Here is a 22170-nt window from a genome sequence, read left to right as displayed (position 1 = left end):
GCGTCGTGAGCGCGCTCGGGTGGCAGGGAATTCGTGACGGGATCCTTCCGGAGGGCAGATGTGCTCGGCGGTCGATCCCCCCGGATGCCACCGTTACCGATCTGTAATTTAGTTGGCGAACCTGTGAGCGTCAAATCGAGAACGGATGGTCGACTCCGTTTCGACGACGAATGCTCGGCCGTCATCGACTGGGGGGATGTCGTGTGTCTTGTCGACGCGGATGCTCACACTCTGCCCTGGTGTGGGACGTCCGCGTGCGTCGCGGTGCGCCGTGCCGCGGGGAGTGTGGAGAAGTGCTGTGGCGGTGTTTCTGTGGAGGGCGTGACGGTGGTTCGCGTGTTTCGGAATATTGCTCTGAACGGGGGTTATTCGGGTGTGAATGTCGGTGGCCCTCGGTTGACTGGGGGTATGAACAACCCCGTGGAGGTGCTGGACCGGGTCGTCGCCGACCTGGATGTGGTGCTGCGCGCGGACGTGATCGCGGCGCTGAGTGACGACGCGAAGATGGAGCTGTTGCGGGTCGCGGGGGAGGTGCAGCGGCGGGTGGATGCGGTGGTCGTGGAGACGGTCGCGTCGGTGGATGGGCGTCCGGCGGGGTCGGGGGAGCCGGCGTTCTGTGGGCGGTTCGGGTGTCGCACGGTGAACGAGCTGCTGCAGCGGGTGCTACGCACCGACGGCCCGGGTGCGGCCCGGGTGGTGAAGGCTGCGAAAGCAACACGGCGGGAGGTGGAGTTGTCGTCCGGGGCGTGGTTGCCGGCGCGGTGGCCGGCGTTGCGGGAGGCGTTGGTGGACGGGACGATCGGGGTGGCGGGGCTGTTGGCGGCGATCGGGCCGATCGAGCAGGCCGGGGCCCGGATCGGGACCGCGGACCGGTTGCGGGCGGACGCGGAGTTGGCCGCATACGCGCGAGGAGTCTCTGTTGCTGACCCGGACACGGATGCGGACACGGATGCGGACACGGATGCGGACACGGACGCGGGGGTCGGGGATGTTGCGCCGGCGGCGACGCCGGAGGATCTGCGGTTGTTGGCGCAGGTGATCGTGCAGTACCTCGACCCGGACGGTGCGGAACCCGCGGACGACATCGCGATGCGGGCACGAGGTCTGACCCTCGGACGCGCGAAAGACGGAGTGATCCCGATCCGGGGACGGTTGCTGCCGGAGGTCGCGGGACAGTTGCAGCGCCTGTTCGACGCGTATCTGAACCCGAAAGTCGACGGGCCACCCGTCCCCGGAGTCGTGTTCGAGCCCTCGGACCGGAGCGATGCGGGTGCCGAGACGCCGGAGGGCACCGACGGAGACGCCGGGTCCCGGGATGGTGTCGCCGACGATGGCCCCGAAACGGATGACGGTGTCCTCCCGTCCGGTGACCCGGGGCGGATGATCGACCCGCGTTCCCGGTCGCAGAAGCAGCACGACACCCTCGCCGCGATCCTCGGCATCGCCGCCCGCCACGACGACACCCCACGCCTGGGCGGTGGGGCCCCCACCCTGGTCGTGTCCGTCACCGCCGACGACTACACCACCGGGCACGGGTGGGCGCACATCGACGGCATCGACACCCCCGTCTCCCCCCGTGTCGCCGCACACACCGCATGCGCGGGCGGCGTGCAACGGGTGCTGTTCGACCCGAACGGGCGCATCATCGGCATCAGCACCACCGACCGGATCTTCACCACCCACCAACGCCGCGCGATCACCCTCCGCGACCGCGAATGCCTCATCCCCGGCTGCCACGTCCCCGCAACCTGGTGCGAGATCCACCACGTCCACGAACACGCCAGAGGTGGACCCACCCACACCGACAACGGCGTCGCCCTCTGCTGGCACCACCACCGCACCCTCACCACCTCCGGATGGGAAATCCGCATGATGGACGGCACACCACACGTCCGCGGACCCGCCTGGTGGGACCCCACCCGACAATGGCGCACACCACGACCAGCAGCGCGACGACCCACAAAACCACGACCCCCGACACCACGACCCACAAAACCACAACCCCCGACCCCACGACCCCCGGTCACATCGGCGAGACACCCCTCGACACCGCTCAGAGCATGAATGGCGTCGAGCCGACTCGGCGTGAAGTGTCGACCTGTGCGACTCGATGTGGCATGCTTGCGGGCACTGCGCCCGGCCCAGTGCCCGGCGCGGTACGTGAATCGAGAAGCAGACGCCGGAGCACATGTCCAGACCACTCGCGGGACCGCAGGGCCTGCTACGCACGCTCAACGGTCGCGCAATCCTGGAGGCGCTCGCGCGCAGCGGTCCCCAGACCCGCGCGGAGCTGATGTCGACGACCGGCCTGTCCCGCACGGCCGTCACCCAGGTGCTGCGGATGCTGGATGCGGCCGGAGCCGTCGCCGCCGCGGGCGTCGATCGCGAGACGCGAGGGCCCGCCGCGGGCCGCGTCGCCCTGCATCCGCGGCTCGGGTTCGCCGCCGCCGTGCACATCGACCACCATGCCGCGCACGTGGTGCTCGTCGACGCCCGCGGAGTCGTGCACGCCGAGGAACACGACGTGTTGCCGATTCAGGGGGATCGCGTCGAGCACATCGACGCTCTCGTGGACCGATGCCGCCTCTCGGTCAAGGCAGCGAAGGCGGCGATCCACCTCGCCGTGGTCGGCATCCCCGGGATCGTCACCGCCGACGGCGGCATCCGCGACGATCTGGGTCCGGACGGCGGCGCCTTCCGTGCCGCGCTGACAGCGGCCCTCGGCTGCCCCGTACGCATCGAGAACGACGTCAACCTCGCCGCCCTCGCCGAGCTCACGGCAGGCGTCGGCGGCGACCTCGCCAGCTTCGCTCTGTTGCTCCTCGACGACGGCCTGGGGGCCGGCATCGTGATCGACGGCGCACTGCACCGCGGATTCTCGGGTGTCGCGGGTGAGGTCATGTATCTGCCGCAGACCCCCCTTCCGATCGGAGCTCCCATCGTGAGCGACGCCGTCGTCGGAGATCTCGCGCTCGGGGTCGGGCGGGACGCAGACGCCTCATTGGAGGATCACCTCGAGGCGGCCGGCCGCGGCGACCAGGCCGCGACCCGGGTCGTCGCCGAGATCGGCAAGCGCATCGTGCTCGTCGCCGGCAGCATCGGCCTCGTGCTCGACCCGGAGGCGTTCATCCTCAGCGGCACAGCAGCCCACCCCGTGCTGGTCGAGGCCATCCAGCGCGTCGCCGACGAATATGCGGCCCAACTGCCGCTGCGGTTCCTCGTCTCCTCGTTCGGCCCGGAGGCCCCGCTGGTCGGCGCCGTCGACGAAGCGGCATCCGCTCTCCGGAGCATGCTGTTCACCCGCATCCTGACCCCGGCTGCGAAGACCGGTCGCTGAGCCACACCCCCCGATCGCCCCACCGTCCCCACCCGACAGGACACCTGATGACCGCCCCCTCCGACCTCGCCGACCGCCTCGGCCTCGCACCCGGTGCGCGGGCGATCATCCTCAACGCCGACGACTTCGGCATGTGCCACGCGGCGAACACCGCGATCGTCGACCTGCTCACGACCGGGCGCATCGACTCGACGACCGTGATGGTCCCGTGTTCGTGGTCGCCGGAGGCCCTGGCCTTCGCGGCATCCCGCACCGACCTCGACGTCGGAGTGCACCTGGTGCTCACGAGTGAATGGAGCCGCTACCGCTGGCGCCCCCTGACCGGCACCGGGACGAGCCTCGTCGATGCCGACGGGTTCTTCCCCGTCGATGTCGCGTCCGTCGAGCGGTCCGCGACCGACGACGACGTCGCCGCCGAGCTCGCCGCCCAGCTGCACGCCGCGCTCGACGCCGGTGTCGACGTGACGCACCTCGACAACCACATGGGGTCGGTCTACGGCCTCGTCACCGGCCACGACTTCCTGCGCCCGGTGTTCGAGCTGGCCGCCCGCAACGGCCTCCCGTTCCGACTGCCGCGCACCATGGACGGGGTGGGAGAGGACGCCGCGCTGCAGGCGAAGCTCGACGACGCGGCCTCCGCTGCCGACGCGATGGGTGTCGTGATCATCGACCGGCTGTGGTCGCATCCGTTCGAACTCCTCCGGGAGGGCGAGCCGGACGAGGAGACCTACGAGCAGGTGCGCGACGGCTTCATCACACTGCTGCGCGCCGTTCCCGCCGGTGTCACCGAGATCTACCTGCATCCGATGATCGACGACGACGAGCTGCGCGCCGCGGTCGACTTCAGCGCGGCGAAGCGCGGATACGAGCTGCGTCTGCTCACAGACCCGGCCGTGCTGCAGGCCATCGAAGACGAGGCTCTCGTGCGCATCGGCTGGCGCGACCTGCGCGACCTGCAGCGGGCGGGCGTTCGATGACCGTCCTGGGCGAACGCCTGCGCGATCGACGGCTGGATGCCGCGCCGACCAGGGCGCAGACGATCGCGTTCGGAGCATCCGGGTTCCCGACCCAGCTCATGGCGCAGACCTTCTCGGCCTTCGTCGTCTACTTCTACGTCTCGCACCTCGCGGTGCCGGCCGGATGGGTGGCCGTGGCGATGATCGCCCACGGCATCCTGAACGCGGTGCTGAATCCGCTCGTCGGCACGATCTCCGACCGGATGCGCACACCCTGGGGTCGACGCATCCCGTGGATCGGGCTGGGCATCGTGCCGCTCGTTGTCGCCTTCGCGCTGGTGTGGATGCCGCCCGAGCTCCCGGCCGCGGGTCTCATCCTGTGGTTCCTCGTGGTCGTCGCCGTGTACGACATCGCGTTCGTCGTCGTGGTGCTGAACATCTCCGCGCTGTTCCCCGAGATCTTCCGCACTACAGAGGAGCGCGCCCGAGGCAACGTCCCGCGGCAGATCTTCGCGATCCTCGGCATGGTTCTGGGAACGGCCGGTGCGCCCGCCCTGTACGGCGCGATCGGGTGGCCCGGCATGGCCCTGGTGCTCGGCACGGTGTGCCTGGTGCTGCTCGTGTGGTCGTTCTTCGGCGGGATGATCGAGCGCCGTGTCCCGGAAGCGGCGTCGGAGGCCATGCGGTGGGGCGACCAGCTGAAGTACACGTTCCGCAACCGTGCCTTCGTCCCGTACGTGCTCGGGTCGCTGTTCGTGCAGACCTCGATCGCCGTGATCCTCGCCGCGATCCCCTTCTACGTGCGGTACTCGTTGGGCGCGGCTGAGGGGGAGGGCAGCCTGCTCCTCGGAGCCATCTTCGTCACCGCGATCCCCTCGATCGTGCTGTGGAGCGCGGTCGTCCGCCGCACCTCACCGCGCACGGCTGTGCTGTGGAGCGTGGCGGTGTTCGGCGTCGCCGTGCTCGGCTACCTGGCACCGTCGAACGTGCTCGGTGCGGCGCTGGTCGGCGTCGCGGTCGGTGTGGGCGTCGGCGGCCTGCTGCAGCTGCTCGAGGTCATGCTCGCGCAGATCATCGACGAGGATGCCGTGCGCACCGGGCACCGCCGCGAAGGCGCCTACTTCGGAGTCAACGGCTTCGTGGTGCGCGGCTCGGTCGTGCTGCAGGCGATCGTCGCCGCGGTGGTGCTCACGGCCTCCGGGTTCGATGCCACGCTCGGCGACGCACAGCCCGAGACCGTCGACGGCGGCATCCGGCTGATGCTCGCTGTGATCCCGCTCGGGTTCACCGCCCTCGCGTGGCTCTGTTTCTGGTTGTACCCGATCCGCGCCCGCGACGTCTGAGTGCTTCTCCTCCTACCCAGCACGAGGAGGCGCGCCATCCACGTGCGCCGAGCCGCGCCGATGCGAGCATCGGGGAGGGGTCCCCGCTTGCGGGGAGGGGCGCCCCGCTCTGCGAGCAGCGGCGCGACCCGGAGCCCGCCCCCAAGAAATCCAGCTCAGGCCTGAGCAGCCTGCCGCGCCTCCCACCCCGTGCGCACCATCTCATCGACCGTGTACCGCATGGTCCAGTCGAGGTCGCGCGCCGCGAGCTCGCCGGTCGCCACGATGCGGTCGGGGTCTCCGGGGCGGCGGGGGCCGATCTCGGGGGTGAAGTCGATGCCGGTCACGCGGGCGACGGCATCCATGATCTGCTTCACGCTGAGTCCGTCGCCGGAGCCGAGGTTGTAGGCGGCCTCGATGGGGCGGCCGTCGGCGAGGCGCTGTGCAGCGGCGACATGGGCGGCGGCGATGTCGCCGACGTGCACGTAGTCGCGCACGTTGGTGCCGTCGGTCGTGTCGTAGTCATCGCCGAAGATCTTCGGGGTCTTGTCCGCGAGCAGCGCCTCGAACACGATCGGGAAGAGGTTGTGCGGGCTGACGTCATAGACCGTCGGGTCGGCGGACCCCACCACGTTGAAGTACCGCAGCGAGGTGTGCCGCAGCGGACGCTCGGAGTCGGCTGTCGCGATCGCCTGGTCGCGCAGCAGCCACTCGCCGATGAGCTTCGACTCCCCGTACGGGCTCGCCGGCTTCTTGGCGGTGTCTTCGACGACGAGTGCGACGTCGGGGGTGCCGAACACGGCGGCCGACGACGAGAACACGATGTTCGAGACGCCGGCGGCCTCCATCGCCTCGAGGATGACCCGGGTGCCCTCGACGTTCTGCGCGTAGGTGTGCAGAGGGCGCTGCACCGAGACGCCGGCGTACTTGTACCCGGCGACGTGGATGACGCCCTGGGCGTCGTGGTCGCGCAGCGTCTTCTCGACGAGCGCGCGATCGAGGATGCTGCCCTGCACGAACGGCACGCCCTCGGGCACGAACGACGCGACGCCGCTGGAGAGGTCGTCGAGCACGACCGGCGTGAGCCCGGCTTCCGCGAGGGCCCGGACGACGTGGGCTCCGATGTAGCCGGCGCCGCCGGTGACGATCCAGGACATTGCGTTCCTCTCCTGCCGCGGCGTGGTCGCGGCTCGATCGATCATTCTCTCAGGCGTCGCGGAGCGGACCTGCGGACGGGGTGACCGTGAACAGGTGCGGGGCGTCGAATCCCGAGGCGGCGAACGCGGCGGTCACCGCATCCGACACGGCCTCGACGGCATCCTGCTCGATCAGCGCGATCGCGGCGCCGCCGAAACCACCGCCCGTCATGCGGGCGCCGAGAGCGCCGGCGGCCAGCGCGGTGTCGACGGCGGTGTCGAGCTCGAAGGTCGAGATCTCGAAGTCGTCGCGCATCGACACGTGCGACGCCACCAGGAGGTCGCCGATGGCCCTCGCGCCCTGCTCCCGCAGCACCTGGACGGTGTCGAGCACGCGCTGGTTCTCCGTGACGATGTGACGCACGCGGCGGAAGGTCACGTCGTCCATCAGCTCTTCGGCACGCGGCAGGTCGGCGATAGACACGTCGCGCAGGGCCGGGACGCCCATGAGCGAGGCACCGAGTTCGCACGACGCCCGACGTTCGCGGTAGCCGCCCGTGGAGTGGGCGTGCTTCACGCGGGTGTCGATCACGAGGATCGCGAGTCCGGCCTCGGCGACACCGAGCGGCACCGGCTGGGCCTCGAGCGAGCGGCAGTCGAGGAAGATCGCGGTGTCGGGCTGACCGAGCATCGACGCCATCTGGTCCATGATCCCGGTGGGAGCCCCGACGGCCTCGTTCTCGGCACGCCGTCCGACGCGGGCCAGAGCCGTGGCGTCGAGACCCGTTCCCCAGAGGTCGTTCAGTGCGGATGCCGTCGCTCCCTCGATCGCGGCGGAGGAGGAGAGCCCCGCGCCCACTGGGACGTCGGAGGCGATCGCGATGTCGAGGCCGCGGAAGTTCCCCGAGTCCTCTGCCGCTTGGCGCAGCGCCCAGGCGACCCCGAGCGGGTAGGCGGCCCACTCCGGAACGGCAGGGTGCGTGCCCGGCGCGGTGGGGAACAGCTCGTCGAGCTCGTCGAGCTCAACCTCCACCGGCTCCTGCGCGAAGGTCGACCCGACCAGGACGCGGCCGCGGTCGTCGTCGCGCAGTCCGACCGCGGCGACCGTGCGCTGCGGGATGGCGAACGGCAGCACGAAGCCGTCGTTGTAGTCGGTGTGCTCGCCGATGAGGTTGACGCGTCCCGGTGCCGACCAGAGGCCGTCGGGCTCACGTCCGGTGAGGTCGGCGAAGAGCGCGCGGGCGTCGTCGTGGGCGGCGGTCATGCGGATGCTCCTTCGGAGGTCTCGTCCTCGGAGACGCGCTCGATCGCCTCGCGCAGGCGTGCGGCGCCGACCTCGGGCGGGACCTCCGCGGCCCACGCCCCCATCGCAGCCTCGGAGCCGGCGAGGAACTTGAGCTTGTCGGCGGCCCGGCGCGGACTCGTCAGCTGCAGGTGCAGGCGCACGGTGTCGCGGCCGACGTGCACGGGGGCCTGGTGCCAGGCGGCGATGTACGGGGTCGGGGTCTCGTACAGGGCATCGACGCCGCGGAGCAGCCGCAGGTAGAGCGGCGCGAGCTCGTCGCGTTCGGCCTCGGTCGTCTCGGCGAAGTCGGGCACGTGGCGGTGCGGCATCAGGTGCACCTCGAGGGGCCAGCGGGCGGCGAACGGGACGAAGGCCGTCCAGTGCTCGCCGCGGAACACCACGCGCTCAGAGGCCTGCTCCGACTCGAGGATGTGCTGGAACAGGTCGGGCGCGGTGCGGTCGATCGATTCGAGCAACCGCGTGGTGCGCGGCGTCACGTAGGGGTAGGCGTAGATCTGGCCGTGCGGATGCGGCAGGGTCACGCCGATCGCCTCCCCGCGGTTCTCGAACGGGAAGATCTGCTGGATGCCGGGCAGCTTCGAGATCGCGGCCGTGCGGTCGGCCCAGGCCTCGATGACCGTGCGGGCACGCGTGACGGACTGCGTACCGAACGAGCCTTCGTGGTCGGGGCTGAAGCAGACCACCTCGCAGCGGCCGACCGAGGTGCGGGTGCGACCGAGGCCGAGGGCGGCGAGATCATCGAGGCCGCGCGGTGCGTTCGATGCCTGCGGCGCGGTGCCGACGGCCTCGGCGAGGGCGGGCCCGAACGCGGGGGAGCGGTTCTCGAACACCGCGACGTCGTAGCGCGAGGGCACCTCCGACGGGTTGCCGGGGGTCTGCGGTGCGAGCGGATCGGCGTCGGCGCTGGGCATCATGACGCGGTTCTGCCGGTTCGCGGCGACTGTGATCCAGTCGCCGGTGAGCACGTCGAGGCGCATGGTCGCGGTCTCGGGGCGCGGTTCGAGGGCGCGGGCATCGACCGCGCGCTCGGCTCCGAGCGAAGTGCCCGGATCGTCGTAGTAGATGAGATCGCGGCCGTCGGCGAGGGTGGTGGCGCGTTTGATGACACCGGCGCCGAGGGTCTCGGTGCGCAACTCAGGAAGATCGTGCGTGTTCACGTAAACATGGTAGCCATAGAGCCGTGGTAACGTCAACACTGCGGAGTTGTGCACGGGTGGCGAACGGAGAATGTGCGTGGGAGACGAACACGACCTGGCCGGTGAACCGCGCTCCGGGCGGCCTCGATCGTCCTCGGGTCGCGTGTCGATGGCCATGGTCGCCGCTCGAGCCGGAGTCTCTGGTCAGACCGTGTCCCGGGTCGTCAACGGCAGCCCCCGCGTCGACCCCGCCACCCGCTCCCGTGTCGAGAGCGCGATGGCCGAACTCGGGTATCGCCCGCACCGTGCGGCTCGCGCCCTGCGCACCGGTCGCTCGCAGACCATCGGCCTCGTGGTCACCACCCTCGCCACGGTCGGCAACTCGCGGATGCTGCAGGCCACGGCCGAAGCGGCGGCGGAACGCGGATACGCGCTGACGCTCGTGACCGCGACCGACGGCGTCGCTGAGGCGTTCGAGCGGCTCGCCGAGCAGGAGGTCGACGGCGCGATCGTCCTCAACGAGGCGTCGGCGCTCGTCCCCGCGGCGCAGCCCCCCGCCGGTCTGCGGTTGGTGGTCGTCGACGCCCCGACCGATGCGGGCTTCACCTCCGTGCACAGCGATCACGAAGGCGGCGCGGCCGTCGCCACGGCTCGGCTGCTCGGCCTCGGGCACGACACCGTGCACCACCTCGCCGGTCCCGCGGACTCCTTCGCAGCTGCCGAGCGCGAGCGGGGGTGGCGGGAGACGCTCGTCGCCGCCGTCATCCGTCCGCCCGCCGTGGTCCGCGGCGACTGGAGCGCCGACTCGGGATACTCGGCCGGGCACGCGCTCGCCAAGGCCACCGCGATCTTCTGCGCCAACGACCAGATGGCGCTCGGCGTGCTGCGCGCCCTCTCCGAATCCGGCCGGCGTGTGCCCGAAGATGTCGCGGTCATCGGCTTCGACGATGTGCCCGATGCGGCGAACTACCGCCCGCCGCTGACCACGATCCGGCAGGATTTCACCGCTCTCGCCCACCGCGCCGTGTCGGCGCTGGTGGAAGCGATCGAGGGCACCTCGCAGGACGAAGCATCTGCGGTCATCCCGACCGAGCTCGTCGAGCGCGACAGCACCGCCTGACCTCCGGCCGAAAGCGCTTCGGTTGCGCTCTCCTCTCATCTCATGGCATGATCTCGGAAAGCGCTTTCCAGTCAGAGTCGAAGGAAGCGCGGACAGCTTCCCGCGAGAGAAACGGAACAACATGACCCAGGCGAACACCCGTGAGATCGGCATCATCATGAACGGCGTCTCCGGACGCATGGGATACCGACAGCACCTGGTGCGCTCGATCCTCGCGATCCGGGAGGAGGGCGGCATCGAGCTGCCCGACGGCTCCCGCATCACGGTGAAGCCGATCCTCGTCGGTCGCAGCGAGACCAAGCTCGCCGAGCTCGCCGCGAAGCACGGCATCGAGGACTGGACGACCGACCTCGACGCCGCCCTCGCCGACCCGCAGTGGGAGATCTACGCCGACTTCCTGGTGACCAAGGCCCGCGCCACCGCGATCCGCAAGGCCATCGCCGCGGGCAAGGCGATCTACACCGAGAAGCCCACCGCCGAATCGCTCGAGGAGGCGATCGAACTCGCGCGCCTCGCGAAGGAGGCCGGCATCAAGACCGGCGTCGTGCACGACAAGCTCTACCTGCCCGGCCTGCAGAAGCTCAAGCGCCTGATCGACTCCGGGTTCTTCGGCCGCATCCTCTCGGTGCGCGGCGAGTTCGGCTACTGGGTGTTCGAGGGCGACTGGCAGCCCGCGCAGCGCCCGAGCTGGAACTACCGCACCGAAGACGGCGGCGGCATCATCACCGACATGTTCCCGCACTGGAACTACGTGCTCGAGAACCTGTTCGGCGAGGTCAAGAGCGTCTACGCGCAGGCGGCCGTGCACATCGCCGACCGCTGGGACGAGAAGGGCGAGCACTACACGGCCACGGCCGAAGACGCGGCCTACGGCATCTTCGAGATCTCCGGCGGCGTGATCGCCGAGATCAACTCCTCCTGGACCGTGCGCGTGAACCGCGACGAGCTCGTCGAGTTCCAGGTCGACGGCACGCACGGCTCCGCCGTCGTCGGGCTGTTCGGCGCGAAGATCCAGCCCCGCAACGCCACCCCGAAGCCGGTGTGGAACCCCGACCTGGAAGACACCCGCGACTACGACGCCGACTGGCAGAAGGTCCCAACCAACGACGTGTTCCTCAACGGCTTCCGTCAGCAGTGGGAGGAGTACCTGGTCTCGTACGTCGAGGGCACCGACTACCCGTTCGACCTGCTCGCCGGCGCCCGCGGAGTGCAGTTCGCCGAGGCCGGTCTGACCTCGAGCGCCGAGGGTCGCAAGATCGCCCTCGAGCCGCTGACGCTGGGCTGAGACGCGCATGAGCACCCTCCGACTCCTGCGGGCGACCGGTGAGACCGCCGACGTCGCCCTCAACGACTCCGGCGCGTACAGCCGTCCGACCACTCCGCTGCAGAGCCGCGTCGCCTATGCCGCCGCCCACGTGGTGCCGAAGGTGCACGCCGACAACACCCCGGGGCAGCCGGCCGACATCGACTGGGACGCCACGCTCGCGTTCCGCCGCAACGTCTATTCCTGGGGACTCGGCGTCGCCGACGCCATGGACACCGCGCAGCGGAACATGGGACTGGATGCCGCGGCCACCCGCGAGCTGATCGCCCGCAGCGCCGAGGTCGCCCGCGAGGAGGGCGGCTCGGTCGTGGTCGGCGTCAACACCGATCACATCGCCGAGTCGCACATCTCGCTCGAGCAGGTGATCGCGGCCTACCTCGAGCAGCTGCACTTCACCGAGGAGCAGGGCGCCGGTCCCGTGCTCATGGCCTCCCGCCACCTGGCCCGCGTCGCCACGGATGCCGACGACTACCGCCGCGTCTACCGCGAGGTGCTGTCGCGCGCGACCGTGCCCGTGGTGCTGCACTGGCTCGGCACCGCTTTCGACCCCGAGTTGGCCGGATACTTCGGGGCCGATGACTGGCAGACGGCATCCGCGGTGCTGCTCGATGTGATCGAGGAGAACCCGGGCAAGGTCGCCGGCGTCAAGATGAGCCTCCTCAACGCGGAGTCCGAGATCTCGGTGCGCGAGCGGCTCCCCGAGGGTGTGCGCATGTTCACCGGCGACGACTTCAACTACGTGAGCCTGATCGGCGGCGATACCGTCGGCGACGGCGCGGGGCACTCCGACGCTCTGCTCGGTGCGTTCGCCGCGATCACCCCGGTCGCCTCGGCCGCGATCCAGGCGTTGGATGCCGGTGACCCGGAGGCGTACCTGCGCATCCTCGGTCCCACCGAGGAACTCAGCCGACAGGTCTTCGCCGCGCCGACCTTCTATTACAAGACCGGCGTCGCCTTCCTCGCCTGGCTCAACGGGCATCAGCCCGCGTTCCAGATGGTGGGAGGCCTGCACTCCGCGCGCAGCCTCCCGCACCTGAGCCGGATCGTCGAGCTGGCCAACGCCTCACTCGCGCTGGAGCAACCCGACCTCGCCCGCGAACGGTGGCACGGGATGCTGCGCCTGACCGGGGTCGACGCATGAGCGCGGTGCCGGGTTCGACGCCCGCGGCCGCACACCTGCAGGGAGAAAGCACGCCTGTCGGTGGAATCGCCGGGGAATCCCCCGACATCCGTGCATCCGTCCGACAGGTGGACACTGCCGGGCCGGACCCGCGCCTGTCGATCAACCAGGCCACCATCAAGTACGCCGACCTCGCCACGGCCCTGCGGGTCACCGCCGACGCTGGCATCCAGGCCATCGGACTGTGGCGAGAACCGGTCAACGAGGTCGGCCTCGACGTCGCCGCTCGGATGCTCACCGACTCCGGGCTGCGCTTCACGACGCACTGCCGCGGCGGCTTCTTCACGCTGCCCGCCGGGGCGGAGCGGGATGCCGCGCTCGCCGACAACCGTCGGGCGATCGAGGAGACCGCGACCCTGGCCGCCGCCGGTGCCGAGGGTTCGACCGCGGTGCTCGTGCTCGTCGCGGGCGGCCTGCCGGAGGGCTCCCGCGACCTGATCGGGGCGCGCGAGCGCGTCCGAGATGCGATCGGTGTGCTCGCCCCCGAGGCCGCGGCCGCGGGGGTCACTCTCGCGATCGAGCCGCTGCATCCGATGTACGCCTCCGATCGTGCCGTCGTCTCGACGCTCGGTCAGGCGCTCGACATCGCCGCCGACTTCGAGCCCGCGGTGGTGGGCGCCGCGGTCGACACCTTCCACATCTGGTGGGACCCCCAGGTGCTCGAGCAGGTCGCGCGCGCGGGACGCGAAGGCCGCATCGCCACGTACCAGGTGTGCGACTGGAAGACGCCCCTCCCGGCCGACGTGCTGCTCTCCCGGCACTACACCGGTGACGGAGTGATCGACTTCGGCTCGCTCACCCGTGCCGTGATGGCGACCGGGTATGACCGCGACATCGAGGTCGAGATCTTCAACGCCGACATCTGGGCGGATTCCCCCGAGAACGTCGTGCGCCGCACGGCCGAGACCTTCGGCGCGGCGGTCTCCCCGCACCTCGGATGACGCGCGCCGGTCGCCGGTCGTGCCCCACATGTCGGACGGATGCACGGATGCAGGACGAAAACGGGGTTTTCGGCCCGACAACCGTGCATCGGTCCTGCATCCGTACCGGCGGGTGGGCCGCGAACAGCGACCACCTGGAGAGGCCCGTGTGACGAAGACCCGGGAAGTAGGCTCGGAGACATGACCAACCCCGCATCGCCCGCGGAGCGGCCGTCATCGGAGCGCGCGTCGCGCCATCCGCGCGGCCCGGCACCCACGCTGCACGATGTGGCGCGTGAGGCCGGTGTCTCCTTGGCCACGGCCTCGCGTGCGCTCAACGGCTCGGAGCGCAAGGTCGCCGAGTCGTTCCGCGAGCGCGTCGAAGCGGCCGCAGCGAAGCTCGGCTACACGGCCAACGTCTCCGCTCAGGCCACCGCCCGGGGAACGTCTCCTGTCATCGCTCTGCTCGTCGCGGATATCGCCGACCCCTACTTCGGTCTGATCGCATCGGGCGTCGCGCGCGGTGCCGACGAGCATGGGCTGGTCGTGACGATCGCGATCACCGAACGCGATCAGGCGCGGGAAGCGCGGATCGTGCATGCCCTGCGCGGCCAGCGTCCGCGCGGGCTGATCCTCGCGGCCTCCCGCACGCAGGAGCCGATGGAGGTCGACACCGCGCGCGAGCTCGCCGAGTTCGCCCGCCTCGGCGGAAGAGTGGTCGCCTTCGGGCCGGACGGCGACGCCGACCGACGCATCGAGATCGACAACCGCTCCGGTGCCGAGACACTCGCCCGGCGGATGGCGGAGTTGGGCTACCGCTCCGCGATCGTCCTCGGTGCCGCCGATGGCGTGCGCACCTCCGACGACCGTCTGGCGGGGTTCCGCGCGGGGTTCGAGGCATCCGGCGGTGTGGTGGAGAGCGTGCGGCGGGGGGACTTCCGGCGCGAATCGGGAACGGAGGGCATGGCGTCCGCCCTGGCCGACGGGGTGCCCACGGGGACTCTCGTCTTCGCGATCAGCGATGTCGTGGCGATCGGCGCGATGTCCGCCATCCGCGAGGCGGGTCGTGAAATCGGCGTCGACATTGCGGTCTGCGGCTTCGACGACGTGCCGGCCAGCAGCGATGTGTCCCCGGCGTTGACGACGGTCCGCGTGCCGCTGACCGAAATGGGTTATCAGGCCTTCCGGGCGACGGTCGATGCCGACTGGGAGCAGGCCCCTCTCCCCGTCGAGGTCGTGGTGCGGGCGAGCACCCCGGGCATCCCGCGATGACCAGGGTCGTGCTGGCGCCGGACAGTTTCAAAGGCACGATCACGGCAGCAGACGCGGCGACGGCGCTCGCCGAGGGCTGGGCTGCGGTCGACCCGGCCGCCGAGTTCGTGCATCGGCCGATGGCGGACGGCGGCGAGGGCACGGTCGCCGCATTCGAGGCCGCGGTCGACGGCGCGGCGCGGATGCCGGTGGTGGTGGACGGGCCCGCGGGAACGCGCGTGAATACCTCCTGGCTGCTGCTCCCGCCGACACCGGCAGCCCCCGCGGGTACAGCAGTGGTCGATCTCGGCTCGACGTCCGGAATCGAGCTCCTCGACGAGCTGCAGCCCTGGGATGCCGACACGACGGGTCTGGGGCAGGCCATGGCCGACGCCCTCGATCACGGGGTCTCGTGTCTCGTCGTCGGCATCGGATCGAGCGCGTCGACCGACGGCGGCACCGGGATGCTGACCGCGCTGGGCGCGCGGTTCCTCGACGCGTCCGGCGCACCCGTCGCCCGCGGTGCACGGGGACTCGCCGACATCGTCTCGGCCGACCTGACCGGGTTGCGCGCGGTGCCGGAGGTGCGGGTGCTGACCGACGTCACCAACCCGCTCACCGGCCCTCGGGGCGCCGCCGCGGTGTTCGGCCCGCAGAAGGGGCTGCGCGCAACAGAGGACATCGCGCGCGCCGACGACGGTCTGCGCCGCCTGGCCGACCTGCTGGGCATCGATCCGGCGGGGCAGGGATACGGCGCAGCCGGAGGCACCGGTGCCGCGCTCGTCGTCTGGGGCGGGGTGCTCGCCCCCGGTGCCGCCGAGGTGGCCGAGCTCATCGGCCTCGCCGCTGCGATCGCGAAGGCCGACGTCGTCATCACCGGCGAGGGCTCCTTCGACGGACAATCCGGCGACGGCAAGGTGCCCTCGTTCCTGGCCGGCCTCGCCGCCGCCGCGGGCACCCGCGCGCTACTCGCCGCCGGGCGCATCACCGCGGATGCGGACACCACGCCGTTCGCGGCATCCGTCTCTCTCATAGACCTCTCGGGCTCATCCGACGCGGCGATCGCGGATCCCGCGCGCTGGCTGCGAGAAGCCGGCGCCGTGCTCGCTCGCGCGGCGGCCTCCTGACCGCCCGGCTCGCGAATACTCCGGCGCCGCGTCGGCTGCCTCAGTCGCCCAGCGCGGCCGACACCACAGCGCGCGCCTCGGCCTGCACCTCGGCGAGGTGCTCCGGGCCGCGCAGGCTCTCGGCGTACAGCTTGTAGACGTCTTCCGTGCCCGACGGCCGGGCGGCGAACCAGGCGTGCTCGGTCTGCACCTTGAGGCCGCCGATCGCCGCACCGTTGCCGGGGGCGTGCGAGAGCTTGGCGGAGATCTCCTCACCGGCGAGGGTCGTCGCCGTCACGGCTTCCGGAGCGAGCTTCGCGAGCGTCGCCTTCTGCTCGGGGGTCGCCGGTGCGTCGACGCGCTGGTAGGCCGAGGCTCCGAAGGCGGCCTCCAGCTCGCGGTACCGCTCCGAGGGGGTCTTGCCGGTGACGGCGATGATCTCGGCGGCCAGCAGGCACAGCAGGATGCCGTCCTTGTCGGTCGACCAGACCGAGCCGTCGCGGCGGAGGAAGGACGCGCCGGCCGACTCCTCGCCGCCGAACGCGACCGAGCCGTCGAGCAGACCGGGCACGAACCACTTGAACCCGACGGGCACCTCCAACAGGCGCCGGCCGAGCGACTCGGCGACCCGGTCGATGATCATCGACGACACGAGGGTCTTGCCGATCGCGGCATCCCGCGGCCAGTCCTGCCGGTGCGAGAAGAGATAGTCGATCGCGACGGCGAGGTAGTGGTTCGGGTTCATCAGCCCGGCATCCGGAGTGACGATGCCGTGCCGGTCGGCATCCGCGTCGTTGCCGGTGAGGACGTCGTATGAGCCCTTCTTCGCGACCAGCGAGGCCATCGCCGACGGCGACGACGGATCCATCCGGATCTTCTCGTCCCAGTCCAGGGTCATGAAGCGCCAGGTCGGGTCGACCTCGGGGTTCACGACGGTGAGGTCGAGATCGTGCATCTCGGCGATCAGCGACCAGTACTCGACGGATGCGCCGCCGAGGGGGTCGGCGCCGATGCTGACCCCGGCGTTGCGGATCGCATCGATGTCGATGATGGAGGGCAGGTCGCGCACGTAGGCGTCGCGGAAGTCGTAGCCGTTGAGTCCATCCCAGTCGACGTCGGCGAAGCGCACGAGCTTGACGCCGTCGAGACCCGCGGCGATCAGTGCATTCGCCCGGTCGGCGATCCAGCCGGTGGCATCCGTGTCGGCGGGTCCGCCGTGCGGCGGGTTGTACTTGAAGCCGCCGTCACGCGGAGGGTTGTGCGACGGCGTCACGACGATGCCGTCGGCGCGACCCGGGTCATCCGCCGCACGTCCGCGGTTGTAGGTGAGGATCGCGTGGCTGAGCGCCGGCGTCGGAACCCACGAGTCGCGGGAGTCGACGCGCACGTCCACGCCGTTGGCGAGGAGCACCTCGATCGCGCTGCGCTCAGCGGGCAGCGAGAGCGCATGCGTGTCGCGACCGAGGAACAGCGGGCCGGTGATGCCCTGAGCTGCGCGGTAGTCCACGATCGCCTGCGTCGTGGCGAGGATGTGGTTCTCGTTGAAGCTGTTCGACAGCGACGACCCTCGGTGGCCGCTGGTGCCGAACACGACCCGCTCGGCGGCGACATCGGGATTCGGCGCGCGGTCGTAGTATGCGGCGATCAGCTCGTCGACATCGATCAGGTCACTTTCCTCCGCGGGGAGGCCGGCACGGCTGGTCATCTCTTCAGTCTGCCCCCTGTTCGGCAGGTTCGCATCCGCGACGTCATCCGCATATCGGACTGTCGGCTGAGGGATAAGGTGAAACCCGTGACTGAACGCCGTACGTACAGCTATCTGGGCCCTGCCGGAACCTTCACGGAGGCGGCGCTGGAACAGGTGGCCGAGGCTCGCGGTCAGCAGTGGCGCTCCGTGCACAACGTGGGCGAGGCCCTGGCCGATGTGCTCGAGGGCCGCAGCGACGCCGCCATGATCGCGATCGAGAACTCGATCGAAGGTGGTGTCTCCACCACGCAGGACGCCCTCGCGACGCTTCCCGGGCTCCGCATCATCGGCGAATACCTGGTGCGGGTGAATTTCGTGCTCGTCGCGCCGCGGGGAACCACGCTCGACCAGGTCGAGGTGATCGCGGCGCATCCGGTCGCCTACGCCCAGTGCCACGGCTGGCTCGGCGCGCACCTGCCCTCGCACTCGCACGTGCCCGCTTCGAGCAACGTCGCCTCCGCGATCGGCGTGCTCGAGGGCACGCTGCCCGCTCAGGCCGCCATCGCGGCGCCCGGCATCGTGAACCACTACGACGTCGACGTGCTCGCGGATGGCATCGGCGACAACGCCCAGGCAGTGACCCGCTTCGTGCTGGTCACCCGCACGACCCGTTCGCCCGAGCCGACCGGAGCGGACAAGACCTCGCTCATCGTCGAACTCCCGCACGACCACCCCGGCTCGCTCCTCGAGATGCTCGAGCAGTTCTCGACCCGCGGCGTCAACCTGTCGCTCATCGAGTCCCGGCCGATCGGCGACGAGCTCGGCCGCTACCGGTTCGTGATCGACGCCGACGGCCACATCGAGCACGAGCGCATGGCCGATGCGCTGCTCGGCATCCGTCGGTTCAGCCCTCGGGTGGTGTTCCTCGGTTCGTATCCGCGCGCCGACCGGCAGATCGTGCACTATCCCGAGCGCTACTCCGACGACGTCTTCATCGAGGCGCGCGACTGGCTGCGCGGCATCCTCTCCGGCGAACCCGACGTCTGACGTCACCCGCCCGACCGCCCAGCGCGGTCAGGCGGATGGCGCGGCTCAATGCTCCTGGAAGCGCGGCCAATCGCTGCCCGGAGCCATGTGGGAGTGCAGGGCGCCCTTGGCCGAAGCGAGGTTCGGGTAGGTCCCGGTCACCTCGTCGGAGCCGACCATCGTCACCGTGTAACCGGTGTCATCGTGGCGGATGCTGCCGACGACGCCGTTGCGGCCGTAGGCGACCCAGAGGGCGAGAGTCTTGGTGGTGCTCATCATCGAACTCCTTCTGCTGCTGCCGACAGTGCGATCGCCGAAGGGGCTGCGCCCCTGTCGACGGCACTGCTGGTGACGCTACGCCTGTGCCGGCGGGAAAGCCAGGGCTTGACAGGCGTGCGAGGTCAGCGGAGGAGTGCGGCGGCGATGAGCTCCAGCGTCTGCGCGCGGCCGGTCGGTGCGTCGTTCGGCTCGGCGTCGTAGGCGCCGGCGACCGGAGACAGCATGACCTCGTCGACGTCGTACCGTTCGGCGAAGGCGTTGATCTCCGCCGACACACTCTCACCCGTTCCGACGATCCACCGCGAGCGCGCCGCCTGCACGACCTCGTCGGTCGCGGCGTTCGTCTCGGCGGCGGCCGCCTGCTCGACGGTCTCGAGAGCGGCGAGCGGCTGGTTCAGGCGCAGTCGCGCCATCATGCGCAGCTGAGGCAGGGCGCGGGCCTCCGCCTCCTCCTGCGTGGGCGCGGCGACGGCGTTGACCGTGAGGAAGGTGCGCGGCTCCGGGTGCTCCTCGCTCGGCCGGTAGCCGGTTCGGTACAGGTCGAGCGCGCGCTCGAGGCCCTGCCCCGAGAAGTGGTTCGCGAAGACGTAGGGCAGACCGTGCGACGCAGCCAGCTGTGCGGAGTAGTCGCTCGAACCGAGCAGCCACACCTCGGGGGTGCCGGTCGCGGCCGGCGTCGCGCGCACGGTGTACTCGCCGCCCGAGGTGAACCGCAGCGCGGCGCCCTCGGCCGAGAGCAGCGCCGCGATGTCCTGCACGTGGCGGGGGAACTGCTCGACGTCGCTCGTGGTGCCCGAGCCGCGCAGCAGCTGGGTGATGACGGGATCGCTGCCGGGGGCGCGGCCGAGGCCCAGGTCGATGCGTCCGGGTGCGATGGCCTCGAGCGCGGCGAACTGCTCGGCGACGATGAGCGGCGCGTGGTTCGGCAGCATCACGCCGCCGGAGCCGAGGCGCATGCGGGAGGTCCGGGTGGCTGCGGCGGCGATCAGCACCGGGGGAGTGGTGGATGCCACCGACGGCATGTTGTGATGCTCGGCGAACCAGTAGCGGCGGTAGCCGAGCCGGTCGGCGGTCTCGGCGAGGGACAGGGAGGCGGCGATGGCCTCGGCACTGGTCTGGCCGGTGCGAACCGGGACGAGGTCGAGGACGGAGAGGGCTGTATCGGACATCCTCCCCTGCAACGCGCGGCGTGCCGCCTCCATTCCCCCTTGTCCCACCTGCCGAGACCCCGCTTTCGCGCCGAGACCCCGGGGTGTGGCTGCACGCGGCCCGGGGTTTCGGCGGCAGCCCGGGGTCTGGGCCGGCAAGTCGGCGGCGATACGCTTCCCTCATGGAAGCGGGTATCTTCTACGTCCTCGTCGGCTCGGTCGCGGTGGCGGCGTTCGCGCGCTCACGAGGGTGGCCGGCACCGCTGCTCGTGACGGTCGTCGCGCTCGCCGTATCGTTCCTCCCGTTCGTGCCCGACATCGACATCGACGGGCACCTGCTCCTCAGCCTGGTGCTGCCGCCGCTGCTGTACTCGGCCGCACTGGACGTGTCCTTCGTCGGATTCAAGCGCAGCCTGCCGCAGATCCGCCGGCTCGGGATCTGGCTCGTGCTCATCACCGCCCTCGCCGTCGGCTTCGTGGCCTGGTGGATCTTCCCCGCGCTCACGCTTCCCGGCGCGCTGCTGCTCGGCGCGATCGTCGCCCCGCCCGACGCGGTGTCCGCCGCGGCGATCGGCCGCCGCCTCGGTCTGCCGCGCCGCATCATGACGGTCCTCTCGGGCGAGAGCCTCATCAACGACGCCACCTCGCTCACGCTGTACCGGGTGTTCGCGGCGATCCTGGCCGGGGCGACCGTCTCGGTCTGGGAGGGCATCGGGCAGTTCCTGCTCGCGGTCGCGATCGGCGTCGGTATCGGCCTCGTGTTCGGGATCGTCCTGCATCAACTGCGGATGCGCATCAGCGATGCGGTCGTAATCGGCACGTTCGGGCTCCTCGCTCCCTTCGGCGCCTACGCGATCGCCGAGCATCTGCTGGGCTCCGGGGTCCTCGCCGTCGTCGCGATGGGTCTCTACGTCGGCTACAACTCCCCGCGCACCGACTACACGACGCGCCAGCAGGAGAAGCCGCTCTGGCTCTCGGCCGACCTGCTGCTGGAGAGCTTCGTGTTCGCCTACATCGGACTGCAGTTCCCGCGGGTGCTGCGCGATCTCGGCAGCGAGTCGGTCGGGCACATCCTGCTGCTCTCGGGTGCCGTCCTGCTCGTGGTCCTGATCGTGCGACCTCTCTACATCTATCCGACGAGTGCCTGGGCGAACTTCCAGGACCGCCGAAGGCTCGCCCGCGTCGACCGCGGCATCCAGTCGGGAGAGTTCGACGAGCGCCGCAAGCAGTCGAGGCGCTGGCGGCAGTACAGCACGGACGAGCTGCGCAGTCAGATCGTGCGCGAACGGATGGCCGGGCTGCAGCTCACCTGGAAAGACAGTGCCGTCATCTCCTGGGCAGGGATGCGCGGGGTCGTCACCCTCGCGATCGCGGTGGCCGCTGCCGACCTCGCGACGCTCGACACGGAGGCCTCGCATGCCATCGTGGTGGTCGCCTTCATCGTCACCGTCGGCACTCTCCTTCTGCAGGGGCTCACGCTGCCGCTGCTCATCCGCGGTCTCGGCATCGCCAGCGACGCCGATGAGAAGGAGGACGAAGAGGCGCTCGCCGAGGTCAGGGCGAAGAGCCGCGAGGCCGGCAAGGAGTTCCTCGCCGAGAAGCGCCGCGAGTGGGAGGCGAAGTACGGCGAGGTCGACCTGAGCGTCTTCGATGCGTTCACCAAGCGCATGACCCGCGTCGAGAAGGACACCGACGAGGCCCAGAAGGTGGAGGATGCCGCGAGCCGGCCGTCCTACGACGACCTCGTGGCCCTGACGAAGGGATGGCTGCAGGTGCGCCGCGAGATCCTCCTCGCTGAGCGAGACGCGGGCAATCTCGACGAAGAGGTGATGCGCGAACTCATCGCGGCGATGGATGCCGAGGAGCTCGCACTCGACACCCGCGGTGTCACGCGCCAGCCCGGCCGGGCCTGACCCCGAGACGCGAGAGCGCCTCA

At 70.5% G+C, this 22170-nt stretch carries 18 protein-coding genes; 12 read left to right on the top strand and 6 right to left on the bottom strand.

What is annotated here, in order from left to right; all coding sequences use genetic code 11:
- Window positions 1-408 precede the first annotated feature (408 nt).
- From ACWGO6_RS06040 to ACWGO6_RS06025, 4 genes are all read left to right on the top strand, one after another.
- On the top strand, window positions 409-2064 hold the full coding sequence (locus ACWGO6_RS06040) for a DUF222 domain-containing protein (protein ID WP_452326172.1): 1656 nt from the start codon (window positions 409-411) through the stop codon (window positions 2062-2064).
- 124 nt (window positions 2065-2188) lie between these two features.
- Complete coding sequence (locus ACWGO6_RS06035) at window positions 2189-3337, top strand: ROK family protein (RefSeq protein ID WP_452326171.1); 1149 nt, start codon at window positions 2189-2191, stop codon at window positions 3335-3337.
- Between the two features lie 47 nt (window positions 3338-3384).
- Window positions 3385-4314 (top strand): polysaccharide deacetylase family protein, encoded by a 930-nt coding sequence (locus ACWGO6_RS06030; protein WP_452326170.1) that lies wholly within the window; start codon window positions 3385-3387, stop codon window positions 4312-4314.
- Window positions 4311-5636: an MFS transporter gene (locus ACWGO6_RS06025; protein WP_452326169.1), complete on the top strand. Its 1326-nt coding sequence runs from the start codon at window positions 4311-4313 to the stop codon at window positions 5634-5636. The genes ACWGO6_RS06030 and ACWGO6_RS06025 overlap by 4 nt, the downstream gene beginning before the upstream one ends.
- Window positions 5637-5791: 155 nt before the next feature.
- Here ACWGO6_RS06025 and galE read toward each other — a convergent pair whose 3' ends face one another.
- The 3 genes from galE to galT are packed head-to-tail and all read right to left on the bottom strand — an operon-like array spanning window position 5792 to window position 9214.
- Window positions 5792-6772, bottom strand: a complete 981-nt coding sequence (gene galE, locus ACWGO6_RS06020; protein ID WP_452326168.1) for a UDP-glucose 4-epimerase GalE — start codon at window positions 6770-6772, stop codon at window positions 5792-5794.
- A gap of 49 nt (window positions 6773-6821) precedes the next feature.
- On the bottom strand, window positions 6822-8015 hold the full coding sequence (galK, locus tag ACWGO6_RS06015; RefSeq protein ID WP_452326167.1) for a galactokinase: 1194 nt from the start codon (window positions 8013-8015) through the stop codon (window positions 6822-6824).
- On the bottom strand, window positions 8012-9214 hold the full coding sequence (gene galT, locus ACWGO6_RS06010; protein ID WP_452326166.1) for a galactose-1-phosphate uridylyltransferase: 1203 nt from the start codon (window positions 9212-9214) through the stop codon (window positions 8012-8014). The genes galK and galT overlap by 4 nt, the downstream gene beginning before the upstream one ends.
- A gap of 148 nt (window positions 9215-9362) precedes the next feature.
- On the opposite strand from galT, the gene ACWGO6_RS06005 reads away from it, so the two are divergent.
- The 6 genes from ACWGO6_RS06005 (at window position 9363) to ACWGO6_RS05980 (ending at window position 16115) form a co-directional block, all read left to right on the top strand.
- On the top strand, window positions 9363-10313 hold the full coding sequence (locus tag ACWGO6_RS06005; protein ID WP_452326523.1) for a LacI family DNA-binding transcriptional regulator: 951 nt from the start codon (window positions 9363-9365) through the stop codon (window positions 10311-10313).
- A 121-nt stretch (window positions 10314-10434) separates the two neighbouring features.
- Window positions 10435-11598: a Gfo/Idh/MocA family protein gene (locus tag ACWGO6_RS06000; protein ID WP_452326165.1), complete on the top strand. Its 1164-nt coding sequence runs from the start codon at window positions 10435-10437 to the stop codon at window positions 11596-11598.
- Window positions 11599-11605: 7 nt separating this feature from the next.
- On the top strand, window positions 11606-12778 hold the full coding sequence (locus ACWGO6_RS05995) for a dihydrodipicolinate synthase family protein (protein WP_136041579.1): 1173 nt from the start codon (window positions 11606-11608) through the stop codon (window positions 12776-12778).
- Entirely contained in the window at window positions 12775-13758 is a 984-nt protein-coding gene (locus ACWGO6_RS05990) for a sugar phosphate isomerase/epimerase family protein (protein WP_452326164.1), read from the top strand. The genes ACWGO6_RS05995 and ACWGO6_RS05990 overlap by 4 nt, the downstream gene beginning before the upstream one ends.
- Before the next feature lie 180 nt (window positions 13759-13938).
- On the top strand, window positions 13939-15009 hold the full coding sequence (locus ACWGO6_RS05985; protein WP_452326163.1) for a LacI family DNA-binding transcriptional regulator: 1071 nt from the start codon (window positions 13939-13941) through the stop codon (window positions 15007-15009).
- Window positions 15006-16115: a glycerate kinase gene (locus ACWGO6_RS05980; protein ID WP_452326162.1), complete on the top strand. Its 1110-nt coding sequence runs from the start codon at window positions 15006-15008 to the stop codon at window positions 16113-16115. The genes ACWGO6_RS05985 and ACWGO6_RS05980 overlap by 4 nt, the downstream gene beginning before the upstream one ends.
- A 40-nt stretch (window positions 16116-16155) precedes the next feature.
- Here ACWGO6_RS05980 and pgm read toward each other — a convergent pair whose 3' ends face one another.
- Window positions 16156-17799, bottom strand: a complete 1644-nt coding sequence (gene pgm, locus ACWGO6_RS05975; RefSeq protein ID WP_452326161.1) for a phosphoglucomutase (alpha-D-glucose-1,6-bisphosphate-dependent) — start codon at window positions 17797-17799, stop codon at window positions 16156-16158.
- Window positions 17800-17877: 78 nt separating this feature from the next.
- Here pgm and pheA point away from each other — a divergent pair, with 78 nt between their 5' ends.
- The gene (gene pheA / locus ACWGO6_RS05970; RefSeq protein ID WP_452326160.1) at window positions 17878-18828 is read left to right on the top strand and encodes a prephenate dehydratase; all 951 of its coding nucleotides are present in this window, start codon (window positions 17878-17880) and stop codon (window positions 18826-18828) included.
- Between the two features lie 45 nt (window positions 18829-18873).
- Here pheA and ACWGO6_RS05965 read toward each other — a convergent pair whose 3' ends face one another.
- Window positions 18874-19083 carry a methyltransferase gene (locus ACWGO6_RS05965; RefSeq protein ID WP_136041584.1) on the bottom strand — a complete coding sequence of 70 codons (210 nt, stop codon included), beginning with the start codon at window positions 19081-19083 and terminating at the stop codon, window positions 18874-18876.
- A 125-nt stretch (window positions 19084-19208) separates the two neighbouring features.
- Window positions 19209-20255 (bottom strand): LLM class flavin-dependent oxidoreductase, encoded by a 1047-nt coding sequence (locus tag ACWGO6_RS05960; RefSeq protein WP_452326159.1) that lies wholly within the window; start codon window positions 20253-20255, stop codon window positions 19209-19211.
- 161 nt (window positions 20256-20416) lie between these two features.
- Between ACWGO6_RS05960 and ACWGO6_RS05955 the strand changes: the two genes are divergently transcribed.
- A complete protein-coding gene (locus tag ACWGO6_RS05955) occupies window positions 20417-22147 on the top strand; it encodes a cation:proton antiporter (protein WP_136041586.1) in 1731 nt (576 codons plus the stop codon).
- Window positions 22148-22170: the final 23 nt, after the last annotated feature.

The organism is Microbacterium sp. NPDC055665 (assembly GCF_053618035.1).
Note: the sequence above shows the minus strand (reverse complement) of the source record. Positions and strands in the feature narration are given on the sequence as shown.